The organism is Streptomyces sp. NPDC001717 (genome assembly GCF_042892775.1).
Classification (GTDB): domain Bacteria; phylum Actinomycetota; class Actinomycetes; order Streptomycetales; family Streptomycetaceae; genus Streptomyces.
The window spans coordinates 534,792-550,526 of sequence record NZ_JBIAUK010000002.1; the positions used below are offsets into that span (position 1 = coordinate 534,792).

Annotated in this window: 15 protein-coding genes; 12 read left to right on the forward strand and 3 right to left on the reverse strand. The window is 72.2% G+C overall.

Features of this window, described 5'->3' with window-relative positions:
- The first annotated feature begins 28 nt into the window (after positions 1–28).
- From ACFYZL_RS06980 to ACFYZL_RS07015, 8 genes are all read left to right on the forward strand, one after another.
- Positions 29–706 (forward strand): DUF3224 domain-containing protein, encoded by a 678-nt coding sequence (locus tag ACFYZL_RS06980; protein WP_388676777.1) that lies wholly within the window; start codon positions 29–31, stop codon positions 704–706.
- Positions 707–907: 201 nt separating this feature from the next.
- Positions 908–2,215, forward strand: a complete 1,308-nt coding sequence (locus ACFYZL_RS06985) for an MFS transporter (protein WP_388676780.1) — start codon at positions 908–910, stop codon at positions 2,213–2,215.
- 208 nt (positions 2,216–2,423) lie between these two features.
- Positions 2,424–3,017, forward strand: coding sequence for an ECF RNA polymerase sigma factor SigK (gene sigK, locus ACFYZL_RS06990; RefSeq protein WP_384755592.1), 594 nt, complete (start codon positions 2,424–2,426; stop codon positions 3,015–3,017).
- Positions 3,014–3,763 (forward strand): anti-sigma factor domain-containing protein, encoded by a 750-nt coding sequence (locus ACFYZL_RS06995; RefSeq protein ID WP_384755589.1) that lies wholly within the window; start codon positions 3,014–3,016, stop codon positions 3,761–3,763. The genes sigK and ACFYZL_RS06995 overlap by 4 nt, the downstream gene beginning before the upstream one ends.
- Positions 3,764–3,902: 139 nt before the next feature.
- Positions 3,903–5,162 carry an NAD(P)/FAD-dependent oxidoreductase gene (locus ACFYZL_RS07000; protein WP_388676784.1) on the forward strand — a complete coding sequence of 420 codons (1,260 nt, stop codon included), beginning with the start codon at positions 3,903–3,905 and terminating at the stop codon, positions 5,160–5,162.
- Positions 5,159–5,932: a DUF1365 domain-containing protein gene (locus ACFYZL_RS07005; RefSeq protein ID WP_388676787.1), complete on the forward strand. Its 774-nt coding sequence runs from the start codon at positions 5,159–5,161 to the stop codon at positions 5,930–5,932. The genes ACFYZL_RS07000 and ACFYZL_RS07005 overlap by 4 nt, the downstream gene beginning before the upstream one ends.
- Positions 5,929–7,275, forward strand: a complete 1,347-nt coding sequence (locus ACFYZL_RS07010; protein WP_388676790.1) for a class I SAM-dependent methyltransferase — start codon at positions 5,929–5,931, stop codon at positions 7,273–7,275. Before ACFYZL_RS07005 ends, ACFYZL_RS07010 begins: the two co-directional genes overlap by 4 nt.
- A 40-nt stretch (positions 7,276–7,315) precedes the next feature.
- Complete coding sequence (locus tag ACFYZL_RS07015; protein ID WP_388676794.1) at positions 7,316–8,155, forward strand: DUF1295 domain-containing protein; 840 nt, start codon at positions 7,316–7,318, stop codon at positions 8,153–8,155.
- Here ACFYZL_RS07015 and ACFYZL_RS07020 read toward each other — a convergent pair.
- Positions 8,134–10,251, reverse strand: coding sequence for an MMPL family transporter (locus tag ACFYZL_RS07020; protein WP_384747090.1), 2,118 nt, complete (start codon positions 10,249–10,251; stop codon positions 8,134–8,136). The genes ACFYZL_RS07015 and ACFYZL_RS07020 overlap by 22 nt on opposite strands.
- 77 nt (positions 10,252–10,328) lie before the next feature.
- Between ACFYZL_RS07020 and ACFYZL_RS07025 the strand changes: the two genes are divergently transcribed.
- Positions 10,329–10,823, forward strand: coding sequence for a MarR family winged helix-turn-helix transcriptional regulator (locus ACFYZL_RS07025; protein ID WP_384747088.1), 495 nt, complete (start codon positions 10,329–10,331; stop codon positions 10,821–10,823).
- 77 nt (positions 10,824–10,900) lie between these two features.
- Here the strand turns inward: ACFYZL_RS07025 and ACFYZL_RS07030 are convergent, their stop codons facing one another.
- Complete coding sequence (locus tag ACFYZL_RS07030; protein ID WP_388676798.1) at positions 10,901–11,464, reverse strand: hypothetical protein; 564 nt, start codon at positions 11,462–11,464, stop codon at positions 10,901–10,903.
- A 534-nt stretch (positions 11,465–11,998) separates the two neighbouring features.
- On the reverse strand, positions 11,999–12,226 hold the full coding sequence (locus ACFYZL_RS07035; protein ID WP_384747082.1) for a hypothetical protein: 228 nt from the start codon (positions 12,224–12,226) through the stop codon (positions 11,999–12,001).
- A gap of 423 nt (positions 12,227–12,649) precedes the next feature.
- Between ACFYZL_RS07035 and ACFYZL_RS07040 the strand changes: the two genes are divergently transcribed.
- The 3 genes from ACFYZL_RS07040 to ACFYZL_RS07050 all read left to right on the forward strand — a co-directional run bounded on the left by ACFYZL_RS07040 (position 12,650) and on the right by ACFYZL_RS07050 (position 15,735).
- Complete coding sequence (locus ACFYZL_RS07040) at positions 12,650–13,729, forward strand: PI-PLC domain-containing protein (protein WP_388676801.1); 1,080 nt, start codon at positions 12,650–12,652, stop codon at positions 13,727–13,729.
- Between the two features lie 99 nt (positions 13,730–13,828).
- Complete coding sequence (locus tag ACFYZL_RS07045) at positions 13,829–14,842, forward strand: SPFH domain-containing protein (RefSeq protein ID WP_384579496.1); 1,014 nt, start codon at positions 13,829–13,831, stop codon at positions 14,840–14,842.
- The gene (locus tag ACFYZL_RS07050) at positions 14,839–15,735 is read left to right on the forward strand and encodes a hypothetical protein (RefSeq protein ID WP_384747078.1); all 897 of its coding nucleotides are present in this window, start codon (positions 14,839–14,841) and stop codon (positions 15,733–15,735) included. Before ACFYZL_RS07045 ends, ACFYZL_RS07050 begins: the two co-directional genes overlap by 4 nt.

The following is a 15,735-nucleotide window of genomic DNA, read 5'->3' on the forward strand; positions in this document are numbered from 1 at the left end:
GCTCGCCGGGCTTCTCCGGTACCCAAGGATGCACGGCGACGGCATCCTCGGGGTCCGGCTCGCCCATGACGACCTGCCACTGGTCCTTGTTCCCGCCGTTCGTGGCCCGGACCTGGATCTGCTCGATCCGAGCGGTGTCGAGCAGCCGGTCAGCAGCCCGACGGCCGGCCCGACGGCCGGCGCGGCTGCGATGACGGCGCGCGGGCTGCACGTACCGGACCGGGGCTTCGGCGGCCTTCGCGCAGGCATTGTCAGTGGTGTCTGCGAGGCTGCTGCACGATACGGACGATCAGGATTCGAGGAGTGCGCAATGAGCATGAAGGCCGGCGGAACGTTCGATCTCACCTCCTTCGAACCGGAAACCCTGGAAGAAGGCCCTGGTGCCGCCCTGGGCCGCGCGCGGATCACCAAGACCTTCGAGGGGGGCCTGACCGGCACCAGCACCGTGAACATGCTGACGGTGACCGAGATCGAGGGCTCTCCGGCGGCCTACGTCGCGGTCGAGCGATTCACGGGCGAACTCGACGGTCTCAAGGGCTCATTCGTCCTCCAGCACAGCGCGCCGGGCAGCCACGGCGAGCAGCTCGCGATCCGCGTGGTCCGGGGAACCGGCTCCGGTGACCTCGCGGGGATCACGGGTTCCTTCGAGATCATCCGGTCCGAAGACGGCAGCCACTCCTACTCCTTGGAGTACTCGCTGGGCTGACGCAAGCCGCGCGGTGCGGTGCCGGCGTACGCGGCGCCGGCCCCGGGGTGGGACGAGATCCGGAATTTCCCGTGCTTCGCGCCCACCCCGGCTCCAGGATGTACGCAACCGGTGCGGGCACTTGACACCTCCACCGAGTTCCGGTCGGCGGCCGAGGCCGAGCACCGATGATCACCAGAGTCGCCAGGGGGAGCGCGGAGCATGACCGGCACCACGCAGGCCCTCGGCAGGTCGACGTCAGTCGACGATGCGGCACGAAGCGTCGCGCGCCCGTTCTACGTGTACGCCGTGCTCGCCAACTCGCTCTTCCAGCGCGGCGTATTCGTCCTCTTCCTCCAGCAGCGCGGCTTCTCCGCCGGGCAAGTGGCCCTGCTCCAGACACTGCTCTACCTGGTCAGCGGAGTTGCGGAGCTGCCGACGGGGGTCATCGCCGACCGAATCGGCAGGCGTGCGAGCATCGCGATCGGCCAGGTACTGACGGCCGGCTGTCTGCTCGGTCAGATGGCGTTCTCCGACTACTGGTTGTTCCTGACGCTGTTCATCGGGCAGGGCGTGGGCATGGCATGTGTGTCCGGTTCGGACACCGCCCTGCTGTACGACCTGCTCGTACGTCGTGGTGCGACGGCCGGCTACGTGAAGATCAAATCCCGGTTCACCATGATCGGGACGATCACCTCGGGAGCCGCCATCGTCCTCGGCGGCCAACTGCAGCGGATTTCCTGGGGAATCGTCTACGCCGGCTCGGCCGCGTGCCTCGTCCTGGCCGTGGTGGTGCTGATGTCCCGGGTGCCCGAGATCCGCGGCGTGGACGCGGTGGACGAACAGGACGGGGCCGACGAGCAGGACGGGGCCGAAGAGCAGCACGGGGCCGAAGAGCAGCACGGCGACGCCACGGCGTGGCGGGCGATGCTCCGGGTCGCCACGCCGGCGCTCGTGACGCTCGTCGTGGTGTCCGGGCTGATGCACGCGACCTTGACGCCGTACATCATCTTCACGCAGAAGACCCTCTCCGATCAGGGAGCGGGCACCGCATTGGTCAGCGCGGTCATATCGGCGGGATTCTTCGTCGGCGGGCTCACTCCCTTGCTGTCGGACCGCGCGGACCGGCGCATCGGGTACCGGGTCGTCGTCCCGGTGTCCCTCCTGACGCTCGCCGTGGCGCTCGGCCTGAGCGGCTTCGGCCTGGTCTGGGTCACCATCGCCGCGTTCCTGGTCCTGGTCGGGATTCCCGAGATCGCCGCCGTGATCGTGGACAACGTGTTCAACGAGGCGGTGCCGTCGCGCCATCGGGCGAGCCTGCTGTCGATGATCGCGTTCGTGGAGTCGGCGCTCATCGGCGTCGGCTATCTCGTCCTCGGCGCGCTCATGGACCGGCTGGGGTCCGGTGTGGGCATGGCCACCTACGCCGCGGTGCCCCTGCTGGCCTGTCTGCTGTGGCTCCCGGTGCTCTTCCGGAGGGCACGGGTGACCACCGGGATCGAGAAGCGCTCCGGCCGTGAGGCATCCTGAAGCGCGAAGCGGCCTCCCATCCACCGGCCCGTCCGCTACGAAGAACTCTCGACCCACCAGCGGACTCCGCCGGTCGGACTGCCCATGAGCGGTGGTCGGGCCGGCCCGAGCGACCAGGACGAAGGACCGGCATGCGATGGAAGCCCCGCCCCCCGACGGCCGATTCCGGCCACCACCTCGCCTTCCGGCCGCAGCCGGAGCGGCGCCGGTGAGCCGACCGATCCCCTTCGGTACCGGGCGCTCGGACGGCCCGGGCCGCAGCGACCTCGCCGAGGTCATGCAGAAGGTCGCCCACGGCGACAAACAGGCCTTCTCCGCCCTCTACGACGCCCTCTCCCCCATGGTCTTCGGGATCATCGTCAAGGTCGTGCGCGACCGGTCCCAGTCCGAGGAGGTCGCCCAGGAGGTCATGATCGACCTGTGGCGGCAGGCCGCCCGCTACCGCCCCGACGCCGGTGCCGTCACCACCTGGGCCGCGACCATCGCCCACCGGCGGGCCGTGGACCGGGTCCGCTCCGCCCAGGCGTCCGCGGACCGGGAGCACGCCCAGGCCGCACGCGAGCACGCGACCGCCTTCGACGAGGTCTCCGAGCAGGTCGAGACCCGCCTGGAGTCCGAGCAGGTGCGCCGCTGCCTGCGCGGTCTGACCGAACTCCAGCGCCAAGCGGTCACCCTGGCCTATTACCGGGGGCTGACCTACCGTGAAGTCGCCCAGAGCCTGCGCACACCGCTTCCGACCATCAAGACACGCATGCGCGACGGGCTGATCCGGCTCCGCGACTGCATGGGGGTGACCACATGAAACACCACGCTTCCGACGCCCACACCCTCGTCGCCGCCCATGCCCTCGGCGCACTCGAGCCCGGCGAGCGCCTGGAGCTCGACGCCCACCTCCAGGTGTGCGAGACCTGTCGGCAGGAGGCCGCGGAGTTCGAGGCGACCGCGGCCCGTCTTGCGGCAGCCGTCTCCCAGCCTCCGCCCGCCGCGGCCAAGGCACAGGTCATGGCCGCCATCGACGAGGTGCGCCAACTGCCCCCGCACGTCCCCGCCACCACCCCCGCACCCGTCTCCGGAGGCGTGCTGCGCCGCAAGGCCCTTCCCCTGGCTCTGGCCGCCGCCGTGACCGCCGGCGTGCTCGGCGGCATCGCGGTGTGGCAGGCGCAGAACGGACAGGAGCTCCGCCGGCAGGCCCGGCAGGCGCAGGAGCAACTGGACGCCGTGAGCGCCGTCCTGGCCGCACCGGACGCCCGTACCGTCCACGGACGGGCCGCCAACGGAGCCCTGACCACCGTCGTCTCCTCCGACCGCCAGAACAGGGCGGTCTTCACCGCGGCCAACCTGCCCGCCCCCGCGACGGGCAAGACGTACCAGCTGTGGCTCGACCACGACGGCACCATGCGCCCGGCCGGCTTCATCGACCACGACGGCACGGTCCTCCTCACCGGCAACCCCGCCGACGCGGGTGCGGTCGGGCTCACCCTCGAACCCTCCGGAGGATCACCCCGGCCGACCACCACCCCCCTCCTCCTGATGACCCTCCCCGCCTGACCGTCGACCGCGCCCGGGGATCACCTGCGGACCACTCGCGCACCGCTCGCGGATTGCCTCCAATCCGCTCCTCCACCGGCTGCGAATCACGGGTGAAGGGCCGCCTGCCGGCGGCGAGCCGAGTGGCGGGAGTGCCGTGGTGGAACACCGGAGCGTGGCCGTGGTCGGCGCGGGGGTGGCGGGCCTGACCGCCGCCTACGTCCTGTCGTCCTCGTACGAGGTCACCCTGTACGAGGCGGACGACCGGCTCGGCGGGCACGCCCACACCCATGAGGCGGCCCGCCCCGGTGGGCTCCCGGTCGCCGTGGACTCGGGGTTCATCGTGCACAACGAGCGCACCTACCCCACGCTGCTGCGGCTCTTCCGGGAGCTGGGCGTGGGCACGCAGGACGCCGAGATGAGCATGTCGGTGCGGTGCGACGGCTGCGGCCTGGAATACGCGGGCGCCCGGGGCCCGGCGGGGCTGTTCGCCTCTCGGGCCGCGCTGCGGGGCCGCCACCTGCGGATGCTGGCCGAGGTCCCCGTCTTCCACCGCCGTGCCCGGCGCCTACTCGCGCGCGGAGCGCACCCGGGCCTCACCTTCGGGGACTTCCTGCGCCGCGGCGGGTTCTCCCCGTACTTCGTCGGCCACTTCGCGCTCCCGCTGGTCTCGGCGGTCTGGTCCTGCCCGGCCGGCACCGCCCTCTCGTATCCGGCCGCCCACCTCTTCGCCTTCCTCGACCACCACGGACTGCTGTCCGTCACCGGCTCCCCGCAGTGGAAGACCGTCACCGGCGGCTCCGCCTCGTACGTGGCGGCCGCGGCCAAGCACGTGCAGCGCGTCCGCACCTCCAGCCCGGTCGAGGCGGTCCGGCGCACCGACCGGGGCGTACTGGTCACCACCCGGGAGGACGGCACCGAACCGTACGACGCCCTGGTGATGGCCACGCACCCCGACCAGGCGCTGCGTCTGCTCGCCGACCCCACCGCCGACGAGAGGCGGCTCCTGGGCGCCTTCACGTACTCGCGCAACCCCACCGTGCTGCACACCGACACCCGGATCCTGCCCCGCTCGCCGCACGCCCGCGCCTCCTGGAACTACCGCATGACCGGCTGCGACCCCTCGACGGAGCCCGTGCGCGTCAGCTACGACATGCGCCGCCTGCAGCGGTTGCCCGCCGGGGCGGGCTTCGTCGTGACCCTGGGCGGGGAGGACGGCATCGCCGCGGACCGGGTGGTGGAGCGGATGGTCTACGAGCACCCGGTGTTCACGACCGCCTCGGTCGCGGCGCAGCGGGAGCTGCCCCGCCTCAACACGGGCGTGACCGCGTACGCCGGAGCCTGGCACGGCTGGGGTTTCCACGAGGACGGCTGCCGCTCCGGCGCCGAGGCCGCCCGATCCCTGGGGGTGCGCTGGTGACCGGCACCGGAGGCTCCGCCGCGCTGTACGAATGCGTGATCGCGCATGCCCGCACCACACCGCTGCGCCACTCCTTCCGGCACCGCACCTACCTGTGGTGCGTGGACCTCGACCGGCTGCCGGTGTTGCCTCGGCCGGTGCGTCCGCTCGCCCGGTTCGACTCCCGCGACCACTTCACCGGCGGCGCGGGTTCCATCCGTGCCGGGCTCGACGCCTTCCTCGCCGCCCGCGGCATCGACCTGGACGGCGGGCGCGTGACGATGCTGGCGCACGCCCGGGTCTTCGGGTTCGTCTTCAACCCGCTCAGCGTGTACTGGTGCCACGACCGCTCCGGCGCGCTCGTCTGCGTCGTGGCCGAGGTCCACAACACCTACGGGGAGCGGCACTGTTACCTGCTGCGGACGGACGACTCGGGCGGGACGGAGGCGGACGTGGAGGCGGGCGCGGAGGTGGAGGTGGACAAGGAGTTCTACGTCTCGCCCTTCTTCGCGGTCGAGGGCCACTACCGGATGCGGCTCCCGCTGCCCGACGAACGGCTCCGGTTGACCGTCCACCTGGAGAACGAGGACGGCCGGGCGTTCACCGCCGTCGTACGGGGCCGCCGCAGGCCCGCCACCGTACCCGCGCTGCTGTCCGCCGCCGTCCGCAGGCCGTGGTCCACCGCCGCCGTCTGGGTCGGCATCCGCCGCCACGGCCTCCACCTGCTGATGCGCCGCCTGCCCGTACAACCCCGTCCCCGGTCCACTCCGCAGAAGGGCATGCTGTCGTGACCCAGCCCGCCACCACCTCCCACGGCCGGGCCGTCGGGATCCCCACGCAGGCAGCGACCGATCGGCCCGCGGGGTCGGCCCACGGCGCCGGTACGGTCGCGCCCGCCGTCCGTCGCTGCGAAGTCGACGCCGGACGCTGGGCGGACGCGGCCCGGCTGCCGTCACCCGCACCCGCCCGCACCGCCGTGGCCGGTCACCTGGTGCGCCGCGCCCTGGAGCGGCTGGCGCTGACGGCACCCACCGGCGCCGCCGCCCGCCCGGCCGGCGCCACCGGCCCGCTGATGACCCTCCACGACCCCGAGGCCTTCCACCGCCGCATCGGCCGCCACGGCCTGATCGGCTTCGGCGAGTCCTACATGGCCGGCGAATGGGACAGCGACGACCTGGCGGGCGTACTGACGGTTCTGGCCGAGCACGTCGACGACCTGGTGCCCGCCCCGCTGCGCCGGCTCCGCGGGCTGTGGGTCTCCGCCCGCCCCGTCGCCGACCGCAACACCCTCGCCGGAGCCCGTGACAACATCCGGCGCCACTACGACCTGTCGAACGATCTGTTCTCCGCGTTCCTCGACCCCACCCTCACCTACTCCTCCGCGGTCTTCGACGACTTCCCCGCCCGGTTCGAGTCCCTGGCGTCCGCTCAGCACCGCAAGATCGACCGGCTCCTGGACCTCGCCCGGGTCGGTGAGGGCACCCGGCTGCTGGAGATCGGCACCGGCTGGGGCGAGCTGGCCCTGCGGGCCGCCGCCCGCGGTGCCCGGGTCACCACCCTGACCCTCTCCGCCGAACAGGCCGCCCTCGCCCGCGAACGCATCGCCGCCGCCGGACTCGCCGACCGGGTGGAGGTGCAGCTGCGGGACTACCGCGACGCCGAAGGCCGGCACGACGCCGTGATCAGCGTCGAGATGATCGAGGCGGTCGGGATCCAGTTCTGGGGCTCCTACTTCGAGGCGCTGCGCCGCGCGCTCGCCCCCGGCGGGAGGATCGCCCTGCAGTCCATCACCATGGGCCACGGCCCGATGCTCCACACGGCCGCCACGCACACCTGGATCAGCAAGTACGTCTTCCCCGGCGGGCTGATCCCCTCCCGCAGGGCCATTGCCGAGCACTCCGCCGCCGCCGGGCTGGGCACCGTCGTCGACCGCGGCTACGGCGAGCACTACGCGGAAACCCTCCGGCTGTGGCGGGAGCGGTTCACCGCCAACCGGCACACCGTCACCGCCCTCGGGTTCGACTCCGTGTTCCAGCGCATGTGGGAGTTCTACCTGGCCTATTCGGAGGCCGGATTCCGCTCCCGCTACCTCGACGTGCGCCAGCTGCTCCTCACCGAAAGGACCCGCCCGTGAGACCCGCCGCATCCCCTGCGCCGTCCCGGCTCGGTCCGTCGTGAACGGCACCGACTGGGCCTCCCTCGCAACGAACCTCGCCGTCACGGCGGCCACGGCGGGGATGGTGCTGCTCGCCACCTTCGCCATCGCCGTACGCCGCGGGCTGCACCGCATCGTCGACATCGCCTGGGGCATCGCCTTCAGCGCCGTCGCCGCCGTCACCTGGCTGCTCTCCGCCGGACACGGCGACGACGGCCGGCGCCTGCTCGTCGCGGCGGCGACCGTCGTCTGGGGGCTGCGGCTCTCGGCGCACATCGCGTGGCGTTCCCGGGGCCACGGCGAGGACCCGCGCTACACCGCCCTCCTCGACAAGGCCCCCGGCAGCCGGACCTGGTACGCGCTGCGCGTGGTCCACCTCGGCCAGGCCGCCCTCGTCTGGCTGATCTCCCTGCCCGTCCAGGCCGCCTCCTACAGCTCCGAACCCCTCGGCGTCCTCGCCTTCTGCGGCATCGCGGTGTGGGCGCTCGGGCTCGGCTTCGAGGCCGTCGGCGACCACCAGCTCGCCCGGTTCAAGGAGGATCCGGCCAACCGGGGACGGATCATGGACCGGGGCCTGTGGTCCTGGACCCGGCACCCCAACTACTTCGGGGACAGCCTCGTCTGGTGGGGCCTCTACCTGCTCGCCTGCACCGCCTGGCAGCCGGCCCTCGCCGTCCTGGTGTCCCCCGTCCTCATGACGCTGCTCCTCACCGTCGGCAGCGGCAAGCGCCTCCTGGAGAAGCACATGGCGGACCGTCCCGGCTACGCCGCATACGCGGCGCGCACCAGCGGCTTCCTGCCGCTGCCGCCGCGCCGGGACGGTCCGCGGGACGGGCGTCAGACCGCGGAGAGGTCCTGAGACCGCCGGCCAGGATCCACCGGGGTCCGGGCCAGGGCGCTGGGCCACCAGGCGCGCGGGCCGATGTCGATGACCAGTGCGGGCACCAGCAGGGACCGTACGACGAGGGTGTCCAGCAGGACGCCGAAGGCGACGATGAAGGCGATCTGGACGAGGAAGGCCAACGGAATCACCATCAGCGCGGCGAAGGTGGCCGCGAGCACCACGCCCGCGGAGGTGATCACTCCGCCCGTGGTGATCAGGCCGCGCAGCACGCCCCTGCGGGTGCCGAGTGCCAGGCTCTCCTCCCGTACGCGTGACATGAGGAAGATGTTGTAGTCGACGCCGAGGGCGACCAGGAACACGAACCCGTACAGGGGGACGGAGGCGTCCGTGCCGCTGAAGCCCAGCAGGTGTTCGAAGACCAGCGCGGACACGCCCAGCGTCGCCAGGAAGTTCAGGGCGACGGTCGCCACCAGGAGGACCGGTACGACCACGGAACGCAGCAGTGCGACGAGGATCAGCAGGATGATGCCGAGGACGACCGGGACGATCACGGTACGGTCACGGGCCGCGGTCTCCTGGGTGTCGAACCGCTGGGCCGTGTACCCGCCGACCAGCGCCTCGGCGCCGGGAACCGCGTGTACCCGCTCCCGCAGCAGCCGGAGCGTCTGCTTCGCCGCGTCGCTGTCGGCGGCCGCGTCGAGCGTGGCGTCCAGTCGCACCCGGCCGTCCACCACCAGTGGCGTCCCCGTTCCGGGCCGGCCTCCCGCGGTGACGGGGACGACCGCGGCGACGCCGTCCGTGCTCTCGGCGGCGGACCGTACCTCCGCGGCCCGCCCGGCGTCCGCGATGATGACGGCCGGGTTGCCGGAACCGCCGGGGAAGTGCCGTGCGAGGGTCTGCTGCGCGCCGACCGAGGGGGCTTCGTTGACGAAGATCTCGTCGAGCGGCACGCCCTTCGAGGACAGGCCGGGCGCGAAGGCGGCCAGGACCAGGAGCAGCAGGGCCGAGGAGGCCCATACGCGCCGCGGCGACCGGTCGATGAGCCCGGCGACGCGGCGCCACACCGTGTGGCCCTCGACGGTGGCGTCGGCGGGCTTGGGGGTGGCGGGCCAGTAGGCCACCCGTCCGAGCAGGGCGAGTACGGCGGGCAGGAACGTGAGGGCGCTGAGCGCCGCGCAGACGATGCCGATGGCTCCGACGGGCCCCAGGGCCCGGTTGTTGGTCAGGTCGCTCGCGAGCAGCGCCAGCAGGCCGAGGGCCACGGTCGCCGCGCTGGCGGTGACGGCACCCGCCGAGCGGCGTACGGCGGCCAGTGCCGCCGCCGCGCGGTCGCCCCGTACGGCGAGTTCCTCGCGGAAGCGTGCCGCGATGAGCAGGGCGTAGTCCGTCGCGGCGCCGATGACCAGGATCGACAGGATCCCCTGCACCTGGCCGTCGACGCGGACCGCGCCCCTGTCGGCGAGCGCGTAGACCACGGCGCAGGCGAGACCGAGGGCGAGCACCGCGCTGAAGATGATCACCAGGGGAAGCAGCACGCTGCGGTACACCAGCAGCAGGATCAGCAGCACCGCGCCGAGCGCGACCCCCAGCAGCAGACCGTCGATGCCGGAGAACGCGTCGAGGAGGTCCGCCTGGGCGGCGGCGGGACCGGCGATCTGCACGGTGGTGCCGGGCACCTGCCGCGCCGCGCTCCGTACCTCGTCCAGGACCGCCGGGAGCCCCTTGCCGAGATCGGGGGCCAGCGGCACCACGGCCTGCAGCGCCAGGCCGTCGACCGAGACGAAGGCGGGCGAGGGCGCGGCGGCGATTCCGGCCCGGCCGGCGAGGGCCCCGACCGCCCGGGTGGCGGCTTCCTGCTGCGCGCCGGTCACCCGGCCGCCGTCCGCGGTCCACACGAGGACGGCCGGGACGGATGCCGAGGACTCGAAGGCCTTCTGCGCGTCGACGACCTTCGTCGACTCGGCGCTGCGCGGCAGGAAGGCCGCCTGGTCGTTGGTGGCGACCTCGCCCAGCCTGCCCGCGTAGGGGCCGAGGGTTCCGCCGATCCCGAGCCAGACGAGCAGGAGTACGAGCGGCACGGCCCAGAAGGCTCGGCGCGATGTCTTGTTCAAGGTGGTTCCTCAGGCAGGACGGAAGGTTAAGTCAACGACAAAGAATGTCAATCATCGAGAGATCTTATGCTGATGCTATGCATGCGACCGAGAGCTCCGCACCCGTACTTCCGTCCGACGACCCGATCGGGTTGCAGTCGTTCGCCGTGCTCCTGCGCCGGATGAACGCGGAGTTCAATCGGATCTCGCAGGAGTTCGCCCACGAACAGGGACTCCATCTCACCGACGTCCAGGCGCTGATCGCGGTACTGGACGCGGACAGCGACGACGCGGGCGGCCCCATGACGCCCGGCCGACTGCGCAAGCGGATGAACCTCACCTCGGGCGCGATGACGGCGTGCCTGGACCGGCTGGAGCGGACCGGTCACATCCGCCGCGTCCGGGCGGCCGACGACCGCCGCGTGGTCCACCTGCACTACGAGGAGCGGGCGAGGGACGTGGCGCGCGCCTACTTCCGTCCGCTGGCCCACGGCACGGACACCGCCCGCGCCCGGTTCACCGACGACGAACTACGCGTCGTGGTCCGCTTCCTCTCCGAAATGAACCACGAGCTGGCCCTCCTCGGCCGATGAACACGCCGGCCGGCTCGACCGCGGGCGGACGACGGCCCCGTCGCTCGCACGCCGGGGTCGGAGCCGGCCGACCCCTTTCAGATGTGGGAAGTGAGGCCGGTGACGGGGTCGTGGGAGATCAGCGTGGGCATCCCCGGGTCGTACTGGACGACCTCGCCGGTCAGCAGGGCCCGTCGCCGGCCGGCCGCCGCGACCTCGACCAGGAACCGCAACACCGCGGCCACCGCCGCGCCGTCGAGGACGTCCTCGGGCCACAGGGAGAACTCGATCTCCTCCTCGAAGGCGGGCCAGGCCGCGAACCAGACGGCGCCGAAGCGGGCCCGGAAGCAGAATCCGCTCTCCTGGCCCTCCGGCGCGTCCGCCCAGAGGCGGAAGAGTTCGGCGACGGCGGGACGCACGGGATCGAGCCGGGGGTAGGGGTGCACCACCTCGGTCTCGTCGGCCACGACACGCAGGCGCTCGAGGACCGCGATCCACTCGACGCGGGTCGTGTCGAGGATCCGAACGTCCCTCAGGCTGCCGTCGAGGTGGAAAGCCCGGCACATCCACGGCTCGGGCAGGCAGTTCGCCCGAGCGCCGTGCTCACCGGCGTGGACGTCCTCGTGTACCCACTGGACCGCGCTCGCGTTCGCCTCTCCCATGGCACCACGGTATGAGATCGCCGCACGACCCGAAGGGTGACCCGTGCCTACTGATCTGTTCCTGTCGCCGGGCCGAAATCTGCGCCTGCGTCAGCTTTGCGAGGTCTCCGGTCCCTGGGCGGGTACCAGACGGGGGAAGTGAATGGCCAGGAAGTCACGCATGATCCGCAGGGCCTCATCCGGGGGGGGACCTCGGCCTCGGGATCGTCGGGAAGTCCCTCGATGTGGATGTTGTGATGGTCCGCGAAGCCGCGGATCCCTTCGAAGGCCGCCCTGCCCAGTGTGGAGAGGGTCCTGCCCACGAGCAGGGCGTCCTCGATGTACCGGGGCACGGGATGCGGGGCGGGTGTGGGCCAGATGTGCGGGTCTCGCGGGGTGTCGAGGGTGAAGGCGTGGGAGATGGTCCGGGCGGCGGCGTCGCGCGTGGGCGCACGCCGCCCACCTGGCCTGCGTCACTCGCACCAGGATTGAAAGAACGCACTGATCCGAGGATGCCCACCAGCGGGGTCAGACCCTGGGATGAGGGCCGGCCGGTCAGGCGACCTCGTGGCGCTCCGGCGCCTTCCGTATCCTGACCCCGCCGAGGACGAGGGCCAGCCCCACGACGACGATGCCGAGGTAGGCGGTGGACGGCAGGTCGACGACCTTGTGCAACCAGCCCCACTCCGTGCCGAAGAAGGTCTGCGAAGCGAAGCTGACGAGCCCCTGCGCTCCCACGACGTAGCCGATGCTTTCGATGGTGTAACCAATGGTTGTTCGCACGGATCAACCTTCTCCCGGCGAGCGCCCCGAGATCGTCCTCCACAGGGCGGAAAACACGGTAGGCCAAAGGATGCAGTCGCTCACCGAGGGCCCATGCCGGGGCGAGCGCGGCGGCTCACCCGGACGTCGTTCGCCCGGACCGTGTGCTGTGGCCCGGTACGCGGCGCGAGACGTGGCTTGCCGTACGGCCCGGATCGTCCCTTCGGGAGGGCCGGCCACGATCAGAGCCGCGGGAGGGCCATGACGGCTCCTGACGCGTCGCTCGACGGGAGGACCGTGCCCGACCGGGGCGCGCCACCGGCGCGTCGTGTGGTGGCGGACAAAGGCGCGGCGTGCGACTTCGCGCGAGCCACCGGTGGCGGGATTCGGCCGATGCCGCCCGAGGGGCGGCGCGTTGCGGTGGGGCGCGCTACCCTCCCGCCCATGATTGACATGGACACGACTTTCCGCGCCTCCGCCGGCGGGCGTCACGGCCGTTCCGCCGGCTCTCCGACGGGAAGGACCGGCCTCCGTCTCCTGGTGTGCCTGTTCCTGCTGGCCCTCCTCGGCGCACCGGGCGCCGCCGCGGCCACGCCACCTCCCCCCTCTCCCGCCGCGGCGCGGGCGGCCGAGGCCTCCGCCCGCTGGGGTGACCGCCGCCTCGACGAGGTCTCCTTCCTCGCCACCCACAACTCCTTCACCAACTACGCGGACTCGCGCTGGAGCTCGGTGAACCAGTCCGAGTCGGTGCGCGCCCAGCTCGACAACGGGGTCCGCGGTCTGAGCCTGGACACCCACTGGTACGAGCACAGCACCTGGCTCTGCGTCATCAGCTTCGGCAGCGACTGCTACCCGAGCGACGTGTACCTGTGCCACGGCGACTGCAAGACCTTCGCCGGAGCCACCTACGCGCTGCCGAGGCAGTCCTTCCAGGGCACCATGCAGACCGTGGTGGACTTCCTGGCCTCCCACCCGCAGGAGGTGGTGACCGTCTTCCTCGAGGACTACGTCAGCACCGAGCAGCTCCGGCAATCCCTCGGCAGGGTGCGCGGGTTCGACGAGATGCTGTTCCGGCCGGACGCGTGGGGCGTCCGCCAGAACGGCTGGCCGAAGGTGGCCGACCTCGTCACCGCCGGCAAGCGTCTGCTGGTCTTCTCGGACAGGTCCGACCGCGAGCAGCTGGGCGTCATGTACGACAGGTCGTGGACGGTGAGCAACTACTGGAGCCTCGGCGACATGGGCAACGACCTCGCGTGCGTCACCCGCTGGCCCGATGTCCCCCTGGACCGGCAGGAGCCCGGATTCCGGAGGCTGTTCACGATGAGCCACCACCGCAACGTGCCCACGGTCCTCACGGCATCCCTGGACAACGGCGCCAAGCTCCGGAACCGCATCGCGGACCAGTGCCGGACCGCGACCGGGGGCCGGAGTCCGAACTTCGTCTCCGTCGACTTCCACCGCCTGTCCGACGGCAGCGGCCACACTCCCGCCTCGATCGTCGCGGAGCTCAACACCGGACCCTGAGCCGGCGCGGCGGCCATGGCGAACCCCCTTCTTTTCGTCCCCTTGACGATATGGGCGGCGACCATTATCGTCATGGTGACGAAATCAAGGGGGTTCACCATGGCCGACATCACCCGGCGCTTCGGCTGGCGTCATCTTCGATCCGCGCCCACCACCCACATCCGCCACCACAAGCGCGGCCGGCTCGTCCACGACGGCCGGGGCCTCAGCTTCTGGTACCGGTCGTTGTCGGCGGCGCTGTCCGAAGTACCGGTCGACGACAGGGAGTTGGCCATGGCGTTCCACGCCCGTACGGCCGACTTCCAGGACGTCACCGTGCAGGCCACCGTCACCTACCGGATCAGCGACCCGGCCGCGGCGGCGGACCGCCTCGACTTCTCCGTGGACCCGGACAACGGCAGCTGGCGCGGCGCGCCCTTGGAGCAGATCTCCACCCTCCTCACCGAGACCGCGCAGCAGCACACGCTGGACGTGCTGGCCCGGACCCCGCTGGCCGTGGCGCTGGTGGACGGCGTCGCCTCCGTACGACAGAGCGTCGCCGCCGGTCTCGCCGCCGAACCCCGACTCCCGGACACCGGCATCGACGTGGTCGCCGTACGCGTCGTCGCGATCCGACCCGAGGCCGAGGTGGAGCGCGCGCTGCGCACACCGGCCCGCGAGCAGATCCAGCAGGAGGCCGACCGGGCCACTTACGAACGGCGGGCCGTCGCCGTCGAGCGCGAGCGCACGATCGCCGAGAACGAGCTGGCCAGTCAGATCGAACTGGCCCGGCGCGAGGAGCAGCTGGTCGAGCAGCGGGGCATCAACTCCCGCCGTGAGGCGGAGGAGAAGGCGGCGGCCGACAGCGTACGGACCGAGGCCGAGGCGGCCCGCAAGGTCCGGCTGGCCCGCGCGGACGCCGCGGCGGAGCGCGAGACGGGCTCGGCGCGGGCCGAGGCCCAGGCCGCCTGGCTCCAGGTGCACGGCGAGGCGGGCCCGGGCACGCTGTACGCCCTGGCCGCGACCCGGATGGCGGAGAACCTGCCGCGGGTCGAGAGCATCACCCTCACCCCGGACGTCCTCACCGGCCTCCTGAGCCGGCTCGGCCGTCCGGACCCCGGGGCGGACGCGTGAGCCTCGCCCCCCGGGCGGTGCTCGTGCACCGCAGGACCGAGTACGAGGAGTTGATCGCCCGTCACGGGACCCACGGGCAGGCCGCGTTCTTCCTCTCCAGTCGGGGCCGCTCGATCGACGAGGTGGTCACCCGCCACGACCGGACCCGGCAGGCGCTGCGCGAGGTGGCGGCGGCGGTGCCGCTCACCTGGCGCAGCTCCCAGGTGGAACGGGCGGACCTGGACCGGTTCCTGTTCGCGCCGGAGGACGTGGTGGTCGTGGTGGGGCAGGACGGCCTGGTCGCCAACACCGCGAAGTACCTCTCCGGCCAGCCGGTGGTCGGCATCGACACCGATCCGGGTCGCAACCCCGGAGTCCTGGTCCGTCACCGCAGCACCGACACGGCCGCCCTCCTGCGTGCCGCGACCTCCGGGGGGCGGACGGAAGACCTGACCATGGTCGAGGCCGTCGCCGACGACACCCAGCGCCTCCTCGCGCTGAACGAGATCTACCTGGGCCCGCCGAGCCACCAGACGGCCCGCTACCGCCTCGGCCCCGACAGCGAGGAGGGCCCGGGCGAGGCCCAGGCGTCCTCCGGCGTACTCGTAGGCACCGGCACCGGCGCCACGGGCTGGCTGCGCTCGCTGTGGCTGGAACGCGGCAGCACCGCACAGCTGCCCGCGCCGTGCGACCGCCGGCTCCTGTGGTTCGTCCGCGAGGCCTGGCCGTCGCCGTCGACGGGAACCTCCAGGGTCTCCGGCCACCTGGAACAGCGGCAGGGACTACGGCTGACCGTGGAGTCGGACCGGATCGTGGTCTTCGGCGACGGCATGGAGGCCGACGCCCTGCAGCTGACCTGGGGTCAGAGCGTACGTCTGGGCATCGCGGCGACATCCCTGCGCCTGCTGGCGTGA

Bases quoted from the DNA above. Each gene is read 5' to 3' on its own strand.
- ACFYZL_RS06980 (WP_388676777.1), top strand. From the start codon at position 29: ATGCACGGCGACGGCATCCTCGGGGTCCGGCTCGCCCATGACGACCTG.
- ACFYZL_RS06985 (WP_388676780.1), top strand. From the start codon at position 908: ATGACCGGCACCACGCAGGCCCTCGGCAGGTCGACGTCAGTCGACGAT.
- ACFYZL_RS06995 (WP_384755589.1), top strand. From the start codon at position 3,014: ATGAAACACCACGCTTCCGACGCCCACACCCTCGTCGCCGCCCATGCC.
- ACFYZL_RS07025 (WP_384747088.1), top strand. From the start codon at position 10,329: ATGCATGCGACCGAGAGCTCCGCACCCGTACTTCCGTCCGACGACCCG.
- ACFYZL_RS07030 (WP_388676798.1), bottom strand. From the start codon at position 11,464: ATGGGAGAGGCGAACGCGAGCGCGGTCCAGTGGGTACACGAGGACGTC.
- ACFYZL_RS07040 (WP_388676801.1), top strand. From the start codon at position 12,650: ATGATTGACATGGACACGACTTTCCGCGCCTCCGCCGGCGGGCGTCAC.
- ACFYZL_RS07045 (WP_384579496.1), top strand. From the start codon at position 13,829: ATGGCCGACATCACCCGGCGCTTCGGCTGGCGTCATCTTCGATCCGCG.